Here is a 21,246-nt window from a genome sequence, read left to right on the forward strand (position 1 = left end):
AAAATGCATCTTTTTTCGTATTTATTTAATTTTTATCTTTTTCTTCTCTTCCTTTCTTTACCACCAATTAGTCCAATTATTGCTCCGACAGAAGCTAATGCTAATCCTGCTAATGATAAATCTGTCTTTTGACTACCAGTTTGCGGTAGTGTTGTTCTAGCACGATTAATCTGCTTAGCTGATGTGACATTTCTTGAAGTTCCAACTGCATAAGTTGTATGAGTTAAGCTTGTAGAAGTGTTTGAAGCTTTAATATTCTTGGACTTGTTTAACTTATTAATTTGCGCAACAGTCTTAGATGATTCTGTTTCATTCGATTGATTTGGCTTGTTAGGTATTGTTTGTTCTTCCGGCTTTGTTGGTTCACTCGGTTGTGCTGGCTTACCTGGTGTTGTCGGTTCTTCTGGCTTCGTTGGTTCACTCGGTTGTGCTGGCTTACCTGGTGTTGTCGGTTCTTCCGGCTTCGTTGGTTCACCCGGTTGTACTGGCTTACCTGGTGTTGTCGGTTCTTCCGGCTTTGTTGGCTTACTTGGTTGTGTTGGCTTGTCCGGTGTTGTCGGTTCTACAGGTTTAGCTTTATAAATTACTGTACGTTCAATATCCTTCGAATCTTTTGAAACAACCATAGAATTAATCTTTCCTTGATCTGGTGTGTAACCTGGAATTTCTGGAGAGAACACTTCATTAAATACCTGTGGACCGCTCCAACTGCTCTTTTCTTTACCAGTTACTAAGTCTTTGCTCCCAGTCTTAGTGAATATTACTTGCTTTTGAACATCATCATGAGCTTTTGCGCCATCTTCATATAAATAGTGAACTATTTCAGTTACTGCCTTTGTATCCTTAACTGGTACAGTCTTGTGAGTAAAGTGAGCAATAAATACTTGATCTTCATTCTTATCCGTATCAAATCTGCCATAATTTACATTATCTAAACTATCACCATTCAACTTATCAGATTTATTTGCTGGATCATTGCTGCTATCAACCTCAATAAAACTATAGTTTGATAAATTATATGGAACATTGAAACTGATATTTTCATTGCTCTTACCTAGAGTATTAATATCTGGCGCTAATTCAATAAATTTATGATCAGTATCATCGTAGAATCTCAATTTAGCTTTTTGTTCATCAGCTTTGTACGTTACTGTTCTATCAATATCAGAGTCAGTTGGTTTTACCTTTATTTCAGGAACAGCATCAACATTAGGTATATATCCCACTATTTCTGGAGATTGAACCTTATCAAAACTATCCTTTTTAGTCGTCCAATCGTTCCACATATCTTCATTAGTTACTTCATCACGTTCTCCATCACGAGTGAAAACTACTGGAGTACCAATTACATCAGGTCTTGCAGTCTTGCCATCTTCATAAACGTAATGAATCGTTTCATTAATCGTCTTTGTATCACTAATCGAAGACAGATGATGGATCAAGTGTACATTGTAAACTTGGTCTACCTTATCATCGTGATCAAAGATCAATTCACTTCCATTTGTTTCATCAGAAACTAAATCATAATGTTGCTTTTCATAATTAGCAATTGAATCACCAGTTGTATAGCCTGACTTTTCATCAGATTTACCATTAAGCTCCTTGGTAGCTAAAGTCTTACCTGTTGTATCATCGACATAGTTTACTGTGATCTTTTGCGGATTTGCCTTATAAGTCACTATCCTAACAATATCTTTTGAATCATGTGAAACTGTGACAGAATCGATCTTTTCTTGATCTGGTGTATAGCCTGCAATTTCTGGAGAAACTACTTCTTCAAATTCTTTTGATTTACTCCAATTGCTCTTTTCTTCACCTGTTACTAAATCCTTAGTTCCTGTCTTAGTGAATGTTACTTCTTTTTGTACATCGTCATGAGCTTTTGTACCATCTTCATAAACATAATGAACTGTTTCAGTTACTGTCTTCGTATCCTTAACTGGTGCGGTCTTGTGAGTAAAGTGAGCTATAAAAATTTGATCAGTATTTTTATCCTTATCAAAATTACCATAGTTTACTTTATCTAAAGTATCTCCATTTAATTTGTTAGATTTATCCGCTGGATCATTACTACTATCAACTTCGATGAAACTGTAATTTGAAAAGTCATAAGGAACATTGAAACTAATATTTCCATTGCTCTGGCCAGTTGTATTAATATCAGGTGCTAACTCGATAAATTTATGATCAGTATCATCGTAAAATCTCAATTTAGCTTTTTGTTCATCAGCTTTGTACGTTACTGTTCTATCAATATCAGAGTCAGTTGGTTCTACCTTTATTTCAGGAACAGTATCAATATCAGGTGTATATCCAGCTACTTCTGGTGATTTTACTGCATCAAAGCTATCTTTTTCAGATTTCCAATCGTTCCAGTGTTCCTTATTAGTTACTTCATCACGTTCTCCATCATGAGTGAAGATTACGGGTGTACCAACTACATCAGGACTTGCAGTTTTGCCATCTTCATAAATATAATGAATAGTTTCGTTAATCGTCTTCGTATCATTAATTGGCGTCATATGATGAGTCAAATGAACGTTGTAAACCTGGTCCACGTCGTCATCGTGATCAAAGAGCAATTCATTTCCATTTGTATCGTCAGAAACTAAATCATAATGTTGCTTTTCATACTCTGCAATTGAATCTTTAGTCGTATAGTCTGATTTTTCATCGGATTTACCATTAAGCTCTTTAGTAGATAAAGTCTTACCTGTCGTATCGTCAATATAGTTGACTATGATCTTTTGATTGTCAGGACTGTAGGTCACAACATAGTTATAATTATGAGTCTTTTCATTTCCAAAATCACTATCAACTGGAACTGGAGCAGTAATTTCTTTCTTGTCAGCAGTATACCCATTAATTAATGGTGAAGTCACAGTTTCAAAATTAGTATCTTTTTGATTAATGACTGGTTTCCATGCACTCCACTCACTATCATTATTTGTCACTAAATCATGAGTTTTTGTACGTGAATATTTAATTGTACGGTCATAATCATTTGCAACTTTAGAACCATCTTTATATTGATACTTAATATTTTCATGTAGAGTAGCGTGTTGAACAGTAGTGGTTGTAGCATGTTTTAAATATACATAAACATCCTTATTTGGTGCAGAAATTATACCACTTGTTGCTGCATTAGGAACATCTGCTGCCAAAATATAATTATTCTGTGCATAATCCCAAAGCTCGTTACTGTAACTATCACCATAATTTTTATCGGTTAAATTCTGGGCAGTATCAGAAATCTCTGTACCATCGCTTGGATTGAAATCTTTAGTCTTAGCAGAACCATTTACGTCAATGTAGTGAACAGTTACTTTACCTTTCTTATAGGTAGCATAAATAGTAAATAACTTAGATTCAGTATCACTAAAGTTACCGTTAATTTTATCTGTTACTTTTAATTTTTTATTATCTGTTGGTTCTAGAACAAAATCATAGTTTTTATACTTAGGATTTTTCTTCAAAGTATCAATAATACTTTGATACTTTTGTTCAAGTGTTTCTAAACTATGTCCAGTTGGATCTGCAAAACTAGTGGCAATATCTTCATCCTGTCCACCTATTCCTAATTCAGTTAAGCCAACTAATTCTTTTTCAACCGTGCCATTATCATTTTCTAAGAGAACCTGATAATTTGCTGGATATTGCGCCTGCTTTTTGAGGAAAACATAGTAGTTTAAAGTTGCCCATAGATAGCCGCTATATCTCATTCCGGCATCATTACTATCATATGATCCATTTCCTTGATCGCTATCAAAGATATTAAATTGTTGCTTACCACGGGTTTGTTTATCACGTTGAACAACAACATATCCTTCTTTAGCCAATTTTGAAACAATTTCATTATCTTTATTGGTATTATCATAGCTTTGATCAACATTAGCAATATTAAATATTGATGGAGGATTGCCCTGGTTATCTAATTCCAGTTCATTCCCCATATAAGCTCCATACTTACTTGTTGATGGATTTAGCTTATAAGTAATTCCTTGATTTTCCGGATTTAAATGATCTACTCCCGTAACATCTACGTAGTGAATTTGTACCTTAGCTACACTACCATCTTCTGACAACGGAGTCGGAGCATAATGTAAGTGTAGAATTTGAGGACTAGGATCTTGCATTTTACTAGAATCGTAGTCAGTATTATCAAAGGTCCATATTTCATCCGCGGGTATATCTACATAGCTGACTCCTGATTCATCGTCTTTTACTTTCCAATCTTCACTACCAGAAATTTTAATTTTATAAGGAGTTGTATCTGAAGTATAACTTTCTGGCATCAAGTAGCACTTTTTACCACTATTTGATGGACCACTTGTTAAATAGTTCAAGATAGGTAATAAGCCATTATCACTAGAATATGACACATTACCAGCTTGGCTTAGATCAAAATTTTTGGTTAATTCTACATTAAACTTAATTTGATGTTTTTTACCTTGAGAATCTTTATATTCATATATTGCTTCATCAATATAGTAACCGGTCCGTTGATAAACCATTAGTCCACTTAAATACGGATTAGAATCATCTGAAGGTATACCTGGATTATGTTTGATCAGATTACCATTTGCATCATAATCATACTGTCCTTGACTATAATTAGTTGCAGACCCCTGATTATATAAGGAGTTATACCTTGCTCCACCAGATTCATTATACGGGATCACTTCACTCCCCTTATTTCCCTGTATCTTAAAGTAATCTGTTCCAGATTTATCTGCATCTTGAGTAGTTTCAGGCAATGCAAATTGCTTAGTTATCGGATCTCTTCTATATGGATCATTGTCACTAATTATATAAAAGTTTTGTTTTTCTTGTTGCACGGGCGTATAAACTACAAAGAAATTCTGAGTATAATCTGATACGACATTACCATCAGCACTTGAATCATATTGGTTATTAGCCTTCAAGGCATCTGCTAAACTATCATAAGCAGGAAAGCTATTTTGTGTCGCATAATTTATTAGCCAAGATTGATTAATAGCATGAACTGCATCCTCACCATTTATTACCGAACCAATTGCACTGGCTGCTAAAGAAGCCAAACTACTACCATCTTCAGCGTAATAAATCTTATAAGTATAGCCATCACGCTGTAGTTGTTTATCAGTATATTTGAAAGTGATTTTGTCTTTATCATTTCCAATAGAAGAATCTAATAGCTGATTTGTTTTTCCAAGCGCTTGTCCAATCAATACTAAGTTAGCATGGTTACTTCCATACTGAATCAAAATATTTTGATCGAATTCAATTATATTATCATCTACTTTTGCAGCACTTAATTCTTTAATATTATATGGATCATTAATATTATATGCTTTTCCTTTAGTATCAAATTTACCTGTACCTATTCCTCTAACACGTACATATGAGCCTATTAAACTTCCAGAAACTTTAGGTATAACGTGTTCTTGATTTTGACTATAACTAACAGTAGCGTTGGCAGACTGATAAATTAGCCCATTAATTTCATCTGGGAAACTATATTCTTTTAAATCTAAGCTCGATGTCTTACTTGAAAAATCGGCAATACTAATTATTCTGCCAGTTAAAGGATTATATAATCCAGAGACTTCTATAGGATCTAGTTTTTTATTGTAATCTGGTTTTAAAGCTACACCAGGTTTATCAATATTTTCAAATTTAACATTTCTTTTAACAATTATTTTTTTAGTAAAACTATTAGCTTTAATCAAGTTATAAACGACGGTATCGCCATCAAAGTAATACATTGATGTCTTACCAAATTCAGCAGTTCCATTTTTCATTCCATTAGGATATTTAGTATCAGAGTTTTCAATCTTAGCGCCAGATTCAACATCTAATACATAACCATTAGGAATGGCGTCAAGTACAGCTTTAGGAATTAGGGAATAATCCTTATTGTTAACAGCATTATCATAGTCACTATTTTTAGTTGCCTTAATAAAGTCAGACTTATTGACAGTATCAACGCCATCTTTATAAGTATGATTTATATCTGGCACTAAAATATCTGCTTGACTACCATCATTAAAATGAAGTTTTAAAGTTAATTGTTGATTGCCCAGAAATAGTTACAGAAGCTGAATTTTTATCTCCTGCGTTAATAACAATTGGTTTAAGTAAATCCGTCCAGGCAACAGAAGATCCATAAGCAGTCTTATTCAGATCTTTTTCAAAAGTTGGATCATAACCATTTAGAGTAACGCCATAAGTACTATTAGCAGGAACAACAGAAATCGTTGTTAGTACTGTCTTAATCTTTGCCCAATCAGTTACTTTATCAGCTGTTACAAAATGTGACTTCAAGCTAGGATCATCCCACTTAATACTATTCAAATTAATATTTTCAGTAGAATAATATTTTTCTATACCTGACTCAATAATATCTCCCGTGGCGGTATTTACTACTTGAACTGAATTTGCATCCTTTAGCTTAAAATCAAATTGAGACTTGCCATCATCAGTTCCAGGTACATGTGAAACCACTACAGCATTGTAAGTATCTTTGTCTTCTGAGTTAACCAACACATTAGAAAAGGTCATATTCCATGAACCTTTATCATCTGATTGTCCTTTAAATAATAAATCAATATCTTGGTTACCTTGAGCCAGACTCTTAGAGTAAGTTCCTGTTGCTGCAATAACATCCCAGTTACTTGTGGTTAAGCGATAAGCATTTTCAGAATTTTCAACAAATGGTAGTAAAGATTGATCAGTAACACGATAAGAAGTATTACTTAACTTTTCGCCTTCTGGTAATGCTAAGTAAACTTGCAAATCACTTGATAAGTTAAGGTGCGTAATTAAGTTTGAATTATTTAAGACTAGCTCCCAATTTTGATTAGTTGCAGTAAATTCACCAGAAATTTTAACAACTGTACGGCCATTTACTTTAAAGCTAGTTATCTTTACATCTCTAGGTAATGCAGTTTTATTAATGCTTGATAAAACTGCATTAGTTGGTAACACAGCATAATAAGTCAATTTTTCAGGCTTGTTTAATAAGTCAGAAATATAAGAAGAAATACGACCAGCTTCTGATGCTCCAGGAACTTTATTATCCTGTCTTCCAGAAGCCGTGATGGTATTATAGTGAACCTCTGGCCTAACTGGAATTTTTTCAACAATAATTTGATTTTGAGTAAAGAGAGCTGGGGCACTTGAATTATTAATACCATCAGCAGTCACATACAAGTCAGTATGTAAATTATTACCTACTTTAACCTCACTGCCATCTGCATAAGTTTTAGCCAATACACCATTTAGGCCAAAATTAGGAGTAGATTCAAAAGCATTAAGTTCGTCAAAAGTCAGAACAACTTTCTTAATCAACTTGCCCGCATTATCTTTTAAAATTGTAGATTGATTGTTGACATCAACTGAACCCGTTTCAGTTGTTCCATCAGCGAGTGTAAAAGTATATTTAAATCCATTAGTGTTTGAAGGAACTGATAAACCACTTATATTCATTCCATCTGGAATATTAACAGTCATTACTACGTTTTTTAAATTATAAGCCGTTGTGTTTCTTGCAGAAATAGAACTATTTAAATTATGGTTACGTGTATCTTCCATTGGAGTAACTGGCTTACTGTCATCAATACTGCCATCGCTCTTAAACTCATATCTATCCGGGTCAATAGTTGCAGTAAATATATCTCCAATTGGCAAACTATCTAATCCGTGATCTTTTCCTAAAATAGTTACTGTAACCGGATTTATGGAACTACTAGACTTATCCCCTACAGCATTAGTCTGCTGAGTTATTGTTGGTTGATTCGAATTGGATAATTGCGTATTTCCTCTTGGAACATCCATTTTAAACTGACCAATAATTTTAACTGCACTATAAATATTTGATGCCCTGCTTAGTTGAGCTTCACTTAATTGTGGTAACGTAAGTTTTACTACTGTACCATCTTGACTAAAGCTAGCATTATATGCAGATAGATCTGAATTATTAGCTTTATTTGTAGCATCAGTATTTAAAACAAAATTTTCTGGCATTGGAATTTCTAAAGTCGTACCATAATTGAAATTTTCGTTAAAGTTACTTATATTTAAATGCCATTCATAGTCTGTATTAGCTAATAAAGGATAATTTTCATTAGAATCTACATTTACCTTATTTCCTTTTGTCGTATAAAGGGAATTTTTAGAATCTCCTCCCTGTTCCCAATATAAATAAACGGAATCTGTTACAGTCTGTTTAAATTCGACGGTCTTTAATAGATGATCATTCTTATATAAAAATGCTTGGCGTGTGAACGTACCGGTTGAATGGAGTTTGTCATCTCTAAAATGATTTGAAGTAGTTAAAATAATTGGCTGACTACTAGTATTATCATGCGTAAATGTATCAGTAATTACCCATTGTTTTTTATCTGCATCATAAGTTTTAGTTGCTGTTCCATAGCTACTATCAAATTGACCAAAATCTACTGAATCTATAGTAGCAGTTTTTTATCAGCAGACTCACCATCTTTAGTCGTGCCGTCAAATCCATCCGTGGTTGTTTCGGGGATAACAATCTTATAAACGTCTCCAGCTTTTGCTTCATTAGTACTAAAATTGAATGTTGCTGAATCTTCAGTATCAATTTTATCCTTGTCTACAGTAAAGTCAGTATACGTATTTTCTGCCTTACTTTCATTAAGTTCAGCCGTGTTAGTTGGAACTGCTTTTAAGGTATCTAAAGTTTGAGTATTTTGCCGTACCTTTTCAGCAGAATTTACATCCTTAGTTGCTACTGGTTTATCGTCTTTTTTATCTACATTAACCTCCGTAGCTTGAACAGTAGATTTATCTGTTTTATTTTCTACATCTGTCTTTGCTAATTCAGCAGTTTTTTGGTGAACTACCTGAGTTTTAGCATTTGTATCTGCTGAACTTTTAACTGTTGTAGCCTCATTTTTTACAATTGGGGAAGTAGCTACAGTCTGCACTTCTTTCTCTGCACTATCAGCGCTTGCAGCTTGAGCTGTCGTTTCACTTGTTCCTAAATAAAAAACTGTTCCCAATAAAACAGAAGCTGTACCGATTGTAAGTTTACGAATGCTAAAACGTTGTCTTGCATTAGCACTATTTTTTATATATTTTCTATTGTTCATCGATTACTATCTCCTAATAAATACTAGCTGTAATAAATAACACACTTACATTTTAACACCTAAGTTTGTTTAGTATTAGTCTTGACTTATTTTTAGTTACCATAAAAAAACATTTACTATCAAAAGTTATCTTCATTCTTAAACCATCCCAAAATAAAAAACATAATTATCAACTAGACAATTATGTTTTCTACCTTAATTATTCTTTTTATATCTCTTCCACAAGACTATATTCCAAATTATCAACAAGCACACCCAAAAGATGGCTAAAATCATCGTATTCCGATAACCACTGCCTTTTTGAATCTTATTCCAAATTTCGCTAAAGTATGTTCCACTTAAAAATGCACTTAAAGTTATTATCGATAATGTCAAAGACATCTTTTTAATTTTATCCTTAACCTTCATCAACTGAATCCAGTTATAGACAACTTCACAAATTACGATTAGTAAAACTAGTAAGTCATACCACCATTCACGTTGTTTAACAAATTCATCAATGGTAGTAATAAAATAGTAACCTGCAAGGATTGCAAATATATTTAAGATCAACAGCTGTCCCACAACTGTACTTTGTTCTTTTTCTTTCATGATCTTCCGCACTTTCTACTTTTTCTCTTCATATAAATTATAAAACATTCGCTTTTCTTCTTGCTTAACCTAAGGCTCTATTTTTTAAACTGCCGCCAATAATTAGCAAGGTATTCTGTTGTTAAACTCACGGGATGGTTAATCAAATCTTGTGTTTGTCCTGCAGCAACGACTTTTCCACCATTTTTTCCGCCACGTGGCCCTAAATCAAGAATATTATCTGCATTAACTATCATATTTAGATCGTGCGTAATCGTAATAATAGTTGCCCCTTGATCTAGCAATTTCTGCATTACTTGAACTAAAACTTTCACATCAAGCGGATGTAATCCAATTGTAGGCTCATCAAATACAAATAAAGTATCGTCCTGTTTATGACTTAAATGTGTCACTAACTTCAAACGCTGTGCCTCTCCACCAGATAAAGTTGGTGTACTTTCACCTAAATGAAGATAACCTAGTCCAACTTCTTTTAGTAAAAGTAAGTCACGCTCAATTTTAGGTTCTTTCTTAAAAACAGGAATTGCTTCATTAATATCTAAATTTAAAATATCAACAATTGAGTAGCCGTTCCACTTTACTTTTTGAACTTCTGGATTATAGCGATTACCCTCACAGGTCGGACAAATCTGCTGCATATCAGGTAAAAATTGAATATCTAAAGTTACAATTCCAGTTCCACCACAAGTTGGACAAGCTCCCTGTTTATTATTATAAGAAAAGTAAGTTGGCGTATAATGCTTGTTTTTTGCAAGAGGCTGCCGAGCAAATAATTTACGTAAATTATCCATAATTGAAGTATATGTAGCAACAGTTGACCTGGTACTTTTACCAATTGGTGAAGCATCAACGCTAACTACTTGATTAATTGGCGATTCAAAGTTCTTAACTTGTTTAGGTAAATTTTCACCTTTTGCTTGTGCTTGAATTGCTGGAACTAAACTATCTAGAATTAAACTTGTCTTACCTGCTCCAGAAAATCCAGTCACAGCAGTTAATTGATTAACAGGAATATTCGCATGAACATCTTGCAGATTAAAATAATGATCCACATTAAATGAAATTTTTACAGAGTTAACTTTTTCTGCTCGCTTTCTCGCCATTAATTCAGCAGTTCCATCAAGATAAGGTCTAATTAAAGATTGCTTGTCTTTTTTTATTTGATCAACGCTACCTTGATCCAGAATTTCACCGCCTTGTTCACCTGATCCTGGTCCAATCTCAATTATTTCATCAGCTGCTTTAATAATATCCACATTGTGATCCACAACTACTAGTGAATTTCCTTGTGCTACTAATTTATGCAAGACCTTAATTAAGCCGTCAACATTAGCAGGATGTAGCCCAATTGAAGGTTCATCTAAGACATATAAGACGCCAGTTGTTTCTGTTCTCAACGTGCGTGCTAACTGAATTCGCTGTAATTCACCTGTGGATAAGGTGTTACCATTTCGAGCCATTGTTAAATAATCTAAGCCTAAATCAAGTAGTGGTTGCAAGTTCTCCACAAACTCTGTGAATAAGGCGCTGGCCATTTTATGCATCTCAGCTGGTAAACTCTTAAGCACTTGACCTTTCCAAGCAATCAAATCATCTAACGGCATTTCAGCTACTTCGTTAATATTTAAACTACCTACTAATTGCTTCAATAATCCTGGCTTTAATCTTGAACCATGACACACAGGACAAGTCTGATATGAGAAAAATTCTGAAATCCGCTTTTGCGCACGTTCGCTCTTACTAGTTTTGGCAGAACGTAAAACAGCTTGGTGAGCATTTTCATAAAGGGCATTAAAATCATGAAAAACTCTCCCCGTTCCTGATAAAAAGTCCATTTTATACTTCTTTTCAGGACCATTAAGAACAAAATCTTTTTCTTTATCAGTTAAATCCTTATAGGGAATGTCAATCCTAACCCCCGCATGTTCTGCTACATTGGGCATAAAGTTTCTACCAGGTAGCGACCACGAAGCAACTGCTCCCTCTTTAATAGAAAGACTAGGATCAGCAATCAACTTACTATCATCCAATTGACGTACTTTTCCTGTTCCGCCACATTTTTCACAAGCCCCATCAGAATTAAAGGCAAACTGTTCAGCACTTGGCGCATAAAACTTAACACCGCAAACTGGACAAGTAAGTTGACCCATTTCTTCACCTGACTTTGCCATTGCTTCTGCAATTTCTAGACTTGGCTTTAAACGGTGACCATTGGGACAAACAGGCGAGCCTAATCTAGAAAAGATCAACCGCAAAATATTAAAAGTTTCGCTCATTGTTCCAACCGTTGCGCGTTCAGATGGAATAGTTGGACGCTGCCTTAAGGCTAAAGCTGAAGGAATATGCTTGACGCTAGTAACATTTGCCTGATTTCCCTGTTTGATTCGTCTACGCATATAAGTAGACAAGGCATCTAAATATCTTCTGGAGCCTTCTTCATATAAGATACCCATGGCTAAAGAAGATTTTCCTGAGCCTGACAAACCAGAGATTGCAACAAATTTATGAAGTGGGATATTAACATCAATATTTTTCAGATTATGAACACGTCCCCCACGCACTTCAATCTGAGTTGGTAACTTTGCAGTCAAAGTCAGTTCCTCCTTACTTTTTATCAACTACTATCTTACAACAATTATTATAAAAAATAGCCATTCTATCGTTGCCTATACAAAAAGAAGACTCTGCTTTATAAAAGTAGAGTCTTCTGAAGGAATATAACTATGAAAATTTAATTTAAGGAAATATTATTTAAGAATTGTGTAATTTGTGTTGATATATGAGGATTATGGAAAATTAAAATTTTAAGTTATTTTGTAAAGCCAACATCGTACCATGAGTTTGCTGATGGCTTAAGTGACCAGCCAGTTACCTTGTTATTAACTGCAGTTACTGACCAACTGTTTGTGGTAGGTACAACATAGGCATTGTCATACATCCATTGTTGCCACTTATCAAATGCTTGTACACGGTACTTGTGGTTGAAGGCCTTAGTTGAATCAATGTTAGTAAGAAGCTTAGATTGAGTTGGAGAAACAAAACGAGCCATGTTGTATGGAGCACCTTCACTGTAAAGGTCCATTGGTGATGGTTCAGATGATATGCTCCAACCACATTCAAAGACATCAATCTTAGGACTATCTGCTTGAACATCTTGTACCCAAGAGTTGAATTCCATTGGACGGCCACCAACAAATTTAGCATCTAAGCCAATCTTTTGCCATTGTTGGATGTAGTTAGTCCAGATCTTTTCAGCGTTTGGTTGTGTATTACGAACAGCAACGTTAATAGTTAACTTCTTACCATTTGGTTGACGACGGTATTTTTCACCCTTACGCTTCTTGTATCCAGCCTTGTCTAACAATTCATTGGCTTTCTTCAAGTTGTATGGGTAGCCCTTGATACTCTTGTCGGAGAAGTCTCCAAATTGTGCTGGGATTAAAGTATTAATACGGAAAGTCAAGCCATTGCTGTAGCGCTTGTTAACAGCATCAATGTTCATTGCATAAGCCATCGCTTTACGTAATGAAACATTGTTCATCTTAGCGTTCTTATCTTCAACGTTCTTACCAGTCTTCTTGTCAAACTTACCTACCTTAAAGCCTAAGTAGTTGTAAGATAGAGGAATCTTACCAATGAAGTTAACATTCTTAGTATCCTTAACATTGTTCCATTGAGAGTTAAGTACACCAGTAATATCAAACTTGTGACTCTTAATAGCTTGAGAAACAGAGTTAGTTCCGATTACTTCCATAGTAATCTTGTCTAAGTTTGGCTTACCACGCCAGTAATGTTCGTTTGGTACGTAAGTAACTGATTGACCACGAACAACCTTTTGAACCTTGTAAGGGCCAAAGAATAGTGGTTGCTTACGAACCTTATCATCAGATAAAAGCTTATCAAATGGCACATCTTTCAAGTAGTGGTATGGTTCTGCACTTTCAAGGAAGTAACCGTTACCTGATTGAAGCATACCTGGTTTCATTTCCTTAAAGTGAAGTACAACTTTTCTACCATCTTCGCCATTTGGCATTTCAATACCAGAAATCTTATCAGTCTTACCTTTGTGATATTCTTCTAAACCAACAAGGTTAGCTAAAGAATCTGTATATCTTGAAGTCTTAGTCTTAGGATTACCAACGATCTCATAGGCATATTCAAGGTCCTTAGCAGTTACTTGCTTACCATCAGACCACTTAACACCTTTTTTCACTTCAATAGTGATTGTCTTGGCATTCTTATCTAACTTAAAGGTAGCTGCACCTTTATTGTTAATCTTATAGCTATCATCAACACTAAATAGTCCTTCTACTCCTGGTGCTTGAATCTCACCATCAGTACTAGTATCAGATAATTCTGGTAAGAAAATACCTGTGAAAGGTGAGTCACTTTCAACTGCGTACTTTAATGTTCCGCCCTTTTTAACTTGTTTCTTAGGAACAGCTTCTTTAAAACTAACTTTCTTATCGCTAGCGTTATTATTGTTGTTATTCCCACAAGCAGTTAAAGTCAATGCCGCACCGGACAATACTGTAATTGCTCCTAACCACTTAACTTTTTTCATTTTTTCTCCCCCTTTGTGAGATGACTTAAATTTCTTGATTCTGATTATATGATATTAAAACGAAAAAAACAATACAAAATTAAAATATTTTTCTATTGAATTTGCTTTTTATTAAAAAGTTAATATTAATACACTTGTTTTCTTTAATAAATAAATCTACTAGTTATAAAAATTGCCAAAAGTTATAAAGAGTTATAAAAAATAGAAAGTAATACATATGAACAATAATCCTTTCAATCCTAGTTTTGGTAAAATGCCAAGTATCTTTCTTAAACGTGGTAGTTTATCTCAAAGAATAATCAGCGAATTAAATAGAGAAAATTCTCCCTTTCAAACTTCACTCATTTATGGTCAAAGAGGATCTGGAAAAACTACTCTCATGTCTGAAATTGCTTCAAAACTTGAAAAAAATAAGGATTGGATCATTATTGATCTAGTTCTTGATAATGATTTACTTATTTCCTTAACTAATCAGCTTCAAGAGCATTTATTAAAATTAAAACTAATTAAAAATTTAGATATAAAAATGAATTTTCTGGGAATTGATATAAACGCTTCTCTAGCTCAAAATATTGATGCTAATTTTCAACAAATTTTTCAAACTAGCCTAGAGAAATTAACCAAAAAAGGTAAAAAAGTGCTTATTAACATTGATGAAGTGCATTTAACACCTCTTTTAAAGAAATTTGCTAATTGTTATCAAATTATGATTAGAAAAAACCTTAATGTTTCTTTATTAATGGCTGGTCTTCCAGAAAATGTTTCTGAAATTCAAAATAATGACGTATTAACTTTTCTCTTGCGAGCAAATCGAATCGTTCTAGATCCCCTAGATTTAGAAACCATTAAACTTAGCTACAAGCATACCTTTCAAAAAGCTAACTTCAATATCGATGATAAAACTATTCTATATATGACCAAACAAACTCAAGGATTTGCCTATGCATTCCAACTTTTAGGTTATCATGTCTGGAGATACGCTACAGATCAGAATAAAAATACTATTTCCATCTCCTTAATAGATGAAATATTAGATATTTATTTAAATGATTTAAATCGAAATGTCTATTTCAAAGTCTATAATGATCTATCTTTCAAAGAAAAAGAGTTCGTGCAAGCAATGGTAAAAGTAGGAAAAACTAAAGTTAAAAGTCAAGAAATTGGTAAAATAATGAATAAAAGCGCCAATTATTTAGCTGTTTATCGCAGAAAATTAATAGATGACCAAGTAATTAAACCAGATGGTTATAGCTACGTAAGTTTCTTGCTTCCTCACTTTGATAAATTTATTGAGCAAGAAATGATCTTAAATGAACTATAAAAACCTCACTAAAAAGCTGATAATATTTTCATTTCAAGCGAAGATATTGCCAGCTTTTCTTTATATTCTCTTTTCAGAAGTTTTTTTAATTTTTCTCTTAGGTGTGAAATTCAAAGCTAAAACTGCCCCAATTACTAAAAATGTTCCTAGCCAATCCATCCCTAACATCACCAAACCAAAGATTAAAACTGAACCAACTGTAGCGGATAAGGGCTCAAACGCATCAAGCAAACTAACCGTTGACGGCTTAACATAACGTAATGCATTCGCCATAATCTGAAAAGGCACTATTGTTCCCAGAATAATAATTGCTCCTACCCGGAGCCAAACTTTTGGGGTGTTTGGAACAGCGGGAAAGCTAGGATGAAAAATCACCAAACCAAGTCCAGCAAAAATCATCCCCCAGCCAGTCAAAACTAAACTTGATATTCTTTTAACAATTTTAACTGGAATCAAAGTATAGCTTGCTTCACCTAGAGCAGATAATAAGCCGAAAAATAATGCCACTGGGGTAATTGCTAAATGATTCAAATTTCCATGAGTTGACAGAAAAAATACACCGATAAAAGCCATAATTGCTGCTAAAACATCTAACCTTCTTAAAACTTGCTGATGAGTTAAAGCAAGATAAGCAAGAACAAAAAACGGTCCAATAAATTGTAAGATAGTCGCAATCGAAGCATTCGCCATTTCAATGACAATAAAGTAAAAAATCTGTACTGGTAATAAACCAAATACACCATAAGCAATAATGTGCAACGTATTTTTCTTGTCTTTTAAAACTGAAATTGGCTTTTGATGTAAAATTGTCGCAATGATTAATAAGACAATCCCAGAAATAATTAGCCTTACTTGCGTCAGCCAAATAGGTGTAATTTTAGAACTGATCTTAAATAAAGACTCCGCAAATAAACCTGATACTCCCCACATCACAGCTGCTAAAGCTGCCAAAATTGTCCACAATCTGCTTCTAGTAACTTGCTTATCCATCCAGCTTCTTCCTCACAAATAAAAATCAATCTAAATCATCATAGCATAGTTACTCTAAGCAATCATTGTAATTTCGGCAAAAAAATACTGTTCAATTAGTTAAGCAACCTGAACAGTATTTTTTAATTCAAATTAATCTAAATCTTTTCCATCAGATTCAATAACTTTCTTATACCAATAGAATGAATCCTTGGGCATTCTCTTTAAAGTACCGTTGCCTTCATCATCTCTATCCACATAGATAAAGCCATAACGCTTACTCATTTGACCGGTACCTGCAGAAACTAAGTCAATACAGCCCCAAGTAGTGTAACCAATTAAATCTACACCATCATCAATTGCACGCTCCATTGCCTTAATATGCATTCTTAAGTAATCAATCCGGTAATCATCATGAATCTTGCCATCATCGCTGATCTTATCAACTGCGCCAAGACCATTTTCAACAACCATCATTGGAATGTCGTAGCGATCATACATTACTTCAAGATAATATTGAAGTCCATCTGGATCAGTTGCCCAGCCCCATTCGGAATACTTCAAGTATGGGTTCTTAACACCAGCAGCAAAATTGCCGCCCACTTTATCTTTTACTTCATGGGTAGTAATAATGTTAGACATGTAGTAAGAGAAGGTATAAATGTCAACTTTTCCTTCAAGCAAGTCTTTTCGATCTTGCTCAGTAATATCTAAATGAACATTATGTTCATTCCATAAACGCTTAGCATAAGTTGGGTATTTACCTTTTGCTTGCACATCGCCGCAGTAGAAGATATTTTTTTCCCACATATGACGGTTAGCCAAAATATCCTTAGGATCTGGTGTTAATGGATAGTCTACAATACCGCAAATCATATTACCAACTACATAGTTAGGATCTAATGCATGAGCAATCTTAACTGCGCGAGCACTAGCAACAAATTGATAATGCAACTTTTGGTAGGCATGTTGATATACCTTATCATCAGTTACATTATTACCAAATGCACTCAGCATTAAAAGCGTTGAGTTAATTTCATTAAATGTAAGCCAGTACTTAACCAGTCCTCTGTATTCTTCAAACAAAGTAGTTGCATACTTAACATACATATCGATCATTTTGCGATCGCCCCAGTCATGGTATTTTTCACTGAGGTATAGCGGATCTTCGTAGTGAGAAATAGTAACTAAAGGTTCAATCCCGTACTTTTTACATTCTTCAAATACACGGCGATAAAAATCTAACCCAGCTTGATTTGGCTTTTCTTCATCGCCTTTAGGGAAAATTCTAGTCCAGGCAATTGAAAGGCGGAAGATCTTAAAGACCATTTCAGCAAACATCTTAATGTCTTCTTTATAGTGGTGATAAAAATCAATTGCCACGTGGTTTGGGTAATATTCATTTGGATCAATTGCACCAACTGCGCCTTCTGGCAAGCCCGCCCCAGGAATACCTGGAGTTTTTTCTAACTTACCATTCAACTTATAAGTCAACATTCTTGGTGCATCTAAACTACCAGCAGTTGTAATATCAGTGACTGATAATCCTTTTCCATCTTCATCATACGCACCTTCAATTTGATTTGCGGCAGTAGCTCCGCCCCATAAAAAGTTTTTTGGAAATGACATTTATATTTCTCCTCTTTTTCAATACTAATCATTTTTATTATATATGAAATCGATTACATCATCTAAGCCATTTGCGGATTTGAACTAGCTGCTTCTGCTTCACTAGCTCCTTCTAAGTCTAAAATCTCTTGTCCTACTTTTACCTTGCCTTGACTTACAACAGTGATCTTTTCATAATCTTTTGAGTTAGTAACTACGATTGGTGTCGTTACAACATAGCCCTTAGCATGAATTGCATCGATATCAAACTTAACTAATTCATCACCTGCTTTAACTTCGTCGCCTTTTGCAACTAAGGTTTCAAAACCATGTCCTTGTAAATTAACAGTATCCATTCCGATGTGCATCAAGATTTCTGCACCATCGCTTGTCTTCATTCCGATAGCATGTCCTGTTGGGAAGGTCATTACAACTTTACCATCTGCTGGTGCATGTAGAACTCCTTCGCTAGGCTCAACAGCAACGCCTTCACCCATAGCACCGCTTGAGAAGACTTCATCTTTTACTTCTGATAGTGGCAATAATTCACCAGCAAGTGGACTAACTAGTTCAGTTGAAACATTTAAGTCGCTAGTACTTGCTAAGCTTGGGGCAGCTTTCGCAATAGTATCTGCTTGGTTTGCAACTTCTTGAACAGTCTTTGCTTGTTTTTCATCGTAAGCTTGATCAACACTCTTCTTGCCAAGAACCATTTGTAAAATAAATCCAAGAACAAATGAGACAGCCATCGCAATCATTAAACCGTAAACACTCATGTCAACACCAGTCTTGGGACCGATAGCAGCAGGGATTACGAAGACTCCCATACCACCCATCATGTACATCTTAGTACCGAAGAATCCAATCAAACCGCCACCAATACCAGCTGCAATACAACTTAAGACAAATGGCTTTTTACGTGGAAGAGTTACACCATAAATAGCTGGTTCAGTAACACCGAAAATTCCTGATAAGAATGCTGGAAGAGCAATACCTTTTAATTTTTGATCTTTAGTTTGTAATAAGATTGCTAAAACAACACCAATTTGTGCAAATGAAGCACCTAATGATAAACCTAAGATTGGGTCATAACCTAATGCAGCAATATTTGACATCATTACTGCAACGAATCCCCAGTGAACACCGAAGATAACGAATACTTGCCAGAAGCCACCAAGTAAAATTCCAGCTAATACTGGACTAAAGTTGTAAACGGCTGAAGTAATGGCAGCAAGTGCATTACCAATCCAAGTAGCAAGTGGCCCGATAATTAAGAAAGTCAAAGGAACTACAATCAGTAAAGTAACAAATGGAACTAAGAAAGTTTTTACCACAGTTGGAATCCATTTCTTGCACCATTTTTCAACAACAGAAGCAAACCAAACTGCTAAAATAATTGGAATAACTGTTGAAGTATAGTTCATTGAAATAATTGGAATACCTAAGAATGTAGCATGAACTTGTGAATGTAAAAACGTTCCGTTAAATAGATCAAACAAAACTTTTTTGCTGCTATTCATTGCTACCATTGCTGGATAACACATCGCAGCGCCAATTGTAATGGCTGTAAAGCGGTCTACCTTAAACTTCTTAGCACTAGTAATTGCTAGAATAAGTGGCAAGAAGTAAAAGAAACCATCCCCAATCGCATATAAAACTTCATAAGTACCAGAGGTTTTAGCGAGCCAGCCAAATGAAGCGCACATTGCAGTTAAGCCTTTAATCATACCTGCTGCAGCCATTGGCCCCAAGATCGGAGTAAAGATACCTGAAATAAGATCGATAGCTTTATCCATTAAACTCATATTGCTGTCATCTAAATCGTCATCAGCAACTTGGCCACCACCAGAAAAGCCACCTTCTTTTAAGACTGCCTCGTATACGTCAGCAACTTCATTACCAATAACTACCTGATATTGTCCACCAGCTTTAACAACTGTAACAACACCATCAGTATCTTTTAAGGCATCATCATTAGCCTTTTTTTCATCTTTTAATTTAAAACGCAAGCGTGTTGTACAGTGAACAACGCTGATTACGTTGTCTTTTCCGCCAACGTCCTTAATAATCGTTTTTGCTAGAGCATCATAGTTCTTAGCCATAGCTTTTTTCCTCCCAATAATAAAACCCAAGCTACTCAAAAACTAGAGAACGTAAATGTTCAATGTCTTTCAGTAACTTGGGTTCTTGCCTAATCGAATTAGTAACATACCTAAATATGAAAATATTTAATTTTCTTGGCGGTTTGTCACGCGCCAAATGTGTAAAACAAGATAGAACTTATCATCTGAATTTAGAGTCTATCCCTTTTTACTATGTAAATAAGTTGCGATTCTTTCTGCCGTATCATAGGCATGATTGTACTTAATCTTCATAAAAGCTAGTAGCGAATCATCAAGTTCGCCACTTTTTTGATGCTTATTTCTTAAAAGTCTTACCAATAATACTCTTAAGTGAGTAATGAAGCGACTATAATTAAACGACTCTGTATCTAAAGTCATTTGGTATTGATACTGAATAATATCAATAATTCCGCTAATCAACTCAGTGATCTCAACTGTTTCTTGAACCTGATCATTATCAGAAGCTGCATTAACGAAGTGATAAGTCATAAAAATACTTTCACTTGGTGGTAAGTTGACTTTCATTTCTTTATTAATTAAAGCAATGACTTTTTCGCTAATCTTATACTCCTTAGGAAAAAGATTCTTAACTTCCCAGCGTGTATTAGCAGCACTCATATCAATATGATCTTCAATTCTTGAAAGAGCAAAATCAATATGGTCAGCTAAAGCTAAGTATTGAAAATCATTGAACTTCACATTTAGAAGTGGCTCCACCATCTGGATCACCTTATTGGTTAAATCGATGGTTGAAGCATTGATTTCTTTAACTTGATTGACTTCATCTTGATGAGAAGTAGCGGTAAACCGCCTTTCAATTTTATTCTCATCAATCTTATCGCCTTTCTTTAAGCCAAAGCCCACGCCTTTACCCAGGACTACTTGTTCTTGGCCTTGATCGTCCTGAACCAAGGCTGCACTATTGTTAAATGTTTTAAGAAATATCATCCGACGAATCAC

10 protein-coding genes and 1 pseudogene are annotated in these 21,246 nt (G+C 34.6%); 1 reads left to right on the plus strand and 10 read right to left on the minus strand.

Translation table 11 applies throughout. The annotated features are described in order from the left end of the window. Positions 1–32 precede the first annotated feature (32 nt). The 6 genes from LpgJCM5343_RS09685 to LpgJCM5343_RS08275 all read right to left on the minus strand — a co-directional run bounded on the left by LpgJCM5343_RS09685 (position 33) and on the right by LpgJCM5343_RS08275 (position 14,265). Positions 33–6,002 carry a mucin-binding protein gene (locus tag LpgJCM5343_RS09685; RefSeq protein ID WP_123812588.1) on the minus strand — a complete coding sequence of 1,990 codons (5,970 nt, stop codon included), beginning with the start codon at positions 6,000–6,002 and terminating at the stop codon, positions 33–35. 25 nt (positions 6,003–6,027) lie between these two features. Then, complete coding sequence (locus LpgJCM5343_RS09555) at positions 6,028–8,007, minus strand: hypothetical protein (protein WP_174705303.1); 1,980 nt, start codon at positions 8,005–8,007, stop codon at positions 6,028–6,030. A gap of 440 nt (positions 8,008–8,447) precedes the next feature. Beyond that, a complete protein-coding gene (locus LpgJCM5343_RS08260) occupies positions 8,448–9,110 on the minus strand; it encodes a YSIRK-type signal peptide-containing protein (protein WP_113576215.1) in 663 nt (220 codons plus the stop codon). A gap of 195 nt (positions 9,111–9,305) precedes the next feature. Beyond that, positions 9,306–9,701 (minus strand): hypothetical protein, encoded by a 396-nt coding sequence (locus LpgJCM5343_RS08265; protein WP_003650016.1) that lies wholly within the window; start codon positions 9,699–9,701, stop codon positions 9,306–9,308. 77 nt (positions 9,702–9,778) lie between these two features. Next, positions 9,779–12,292 (minus strand): ATP-binding cassette domain-containing protein, encoded by a 2,514-nt coding sequence (locus tag LpgJCM5343_RS08270; protein ID WP_049148693.1) that lies wholly within the window; start codon positions 12,290–12,292, stop codon positions 9,779–9,781. 218 nt (positions 12,293–12,510) lie between these two features. Continuing rightward, on the minus strand, positions 12,511–14,265 hold the full coding sequence (locus tag LpgJCM5343_RS08275) for an oligopeptide ABC transporter substrate-binding protein (protein ID WP_113576214.1): 1,755 nt from the start codon (positions 14,263–14,265) through the stop codon (positions 12,511–12,513). 217 nt (positions 14,266–14,482) lie between these two features. Here LpgJCM5343_RS08275 and LpgJCM5343_RS08280 point away from each other — a divergent pair, with 217 nt between their 5' ends. Further along, positions 14,483–15,586 (plus strand): ATP-binding protein, encoded by a 1,104-nt coding sequence (locus LpgJCM5343_RS08280; protein WP_049148698.1) that lies wholly within the window; start codon positions 14,483–14,485, stop codon positions 15,584–15,586. A 60-nt stretch (positions 15,587–15,646) separates the two neighbouring features. Here LpgJCM5343_RS08280 and LpgJCM5343_RS08285 read toward each other — a convergent pair whose 3' ends face one another. The 4 genes and pseudogenes from LpgJCM5343_RS08285 to LpgJCM5343_RS08300 form a co-directional block, all read right to left on the minus strand. After that, positions 15,647–16,576 (minus strand): EamA family transporter, encoded by a 930-nt coding sequence (locus tag LpgJCM5343_RS08285; protein ID WP_049148700.1) that lies wholly within the window; start codon positions 16,574–16,576, stop codon positions 15,647–15,649. 132 nt (positions 16,577–16,708) lie between these two features. After that, positions 16,709–18,184 (minus strand): glycoside hydrolase family 1 protein, encoded by a 1,476-nt coding sequence (locus LpgJCM5343_RS08290; RefSeq protein WP_113576213.1) that lies wholly within the window; start codon positions 18,182–18,184, stop codon positions 16,709–16,711. A 62-nt stretch (positions 18,185–18,246) separates the two neighbouring features. After that, positions 18,247–20,265 (minus strand): beta-glucoside-specific PTS transporter subunit IIABC, encoded by a 2,019-nt coding sequence (locus LpgJCM5343_RS08295; RefSeq protein WP_049149106.1) that lies wholly within the window; start codon positions 20,263–20,265, stop codon positions 18,247–18,249. Between the two features lie 126 nt (positions 20,266–20,391). After that, a pseudogene (locus tag LpgJCM5343_RS08300) lies at positions 20,392–21,234 on the minus strand (PRD domain-containing protein). Positions 21,235–21,246: the final 12 nt, after the last annotated feature.

The organism is Lactobacillus paragasseri, from assembly GCF_003584685.1.
Lineage (GTDB): Bacteria > Bacillota > Bacilli > Lactobacillales > Lactobacillaceae > Lactobacillus > Lactobacillus paragasseri.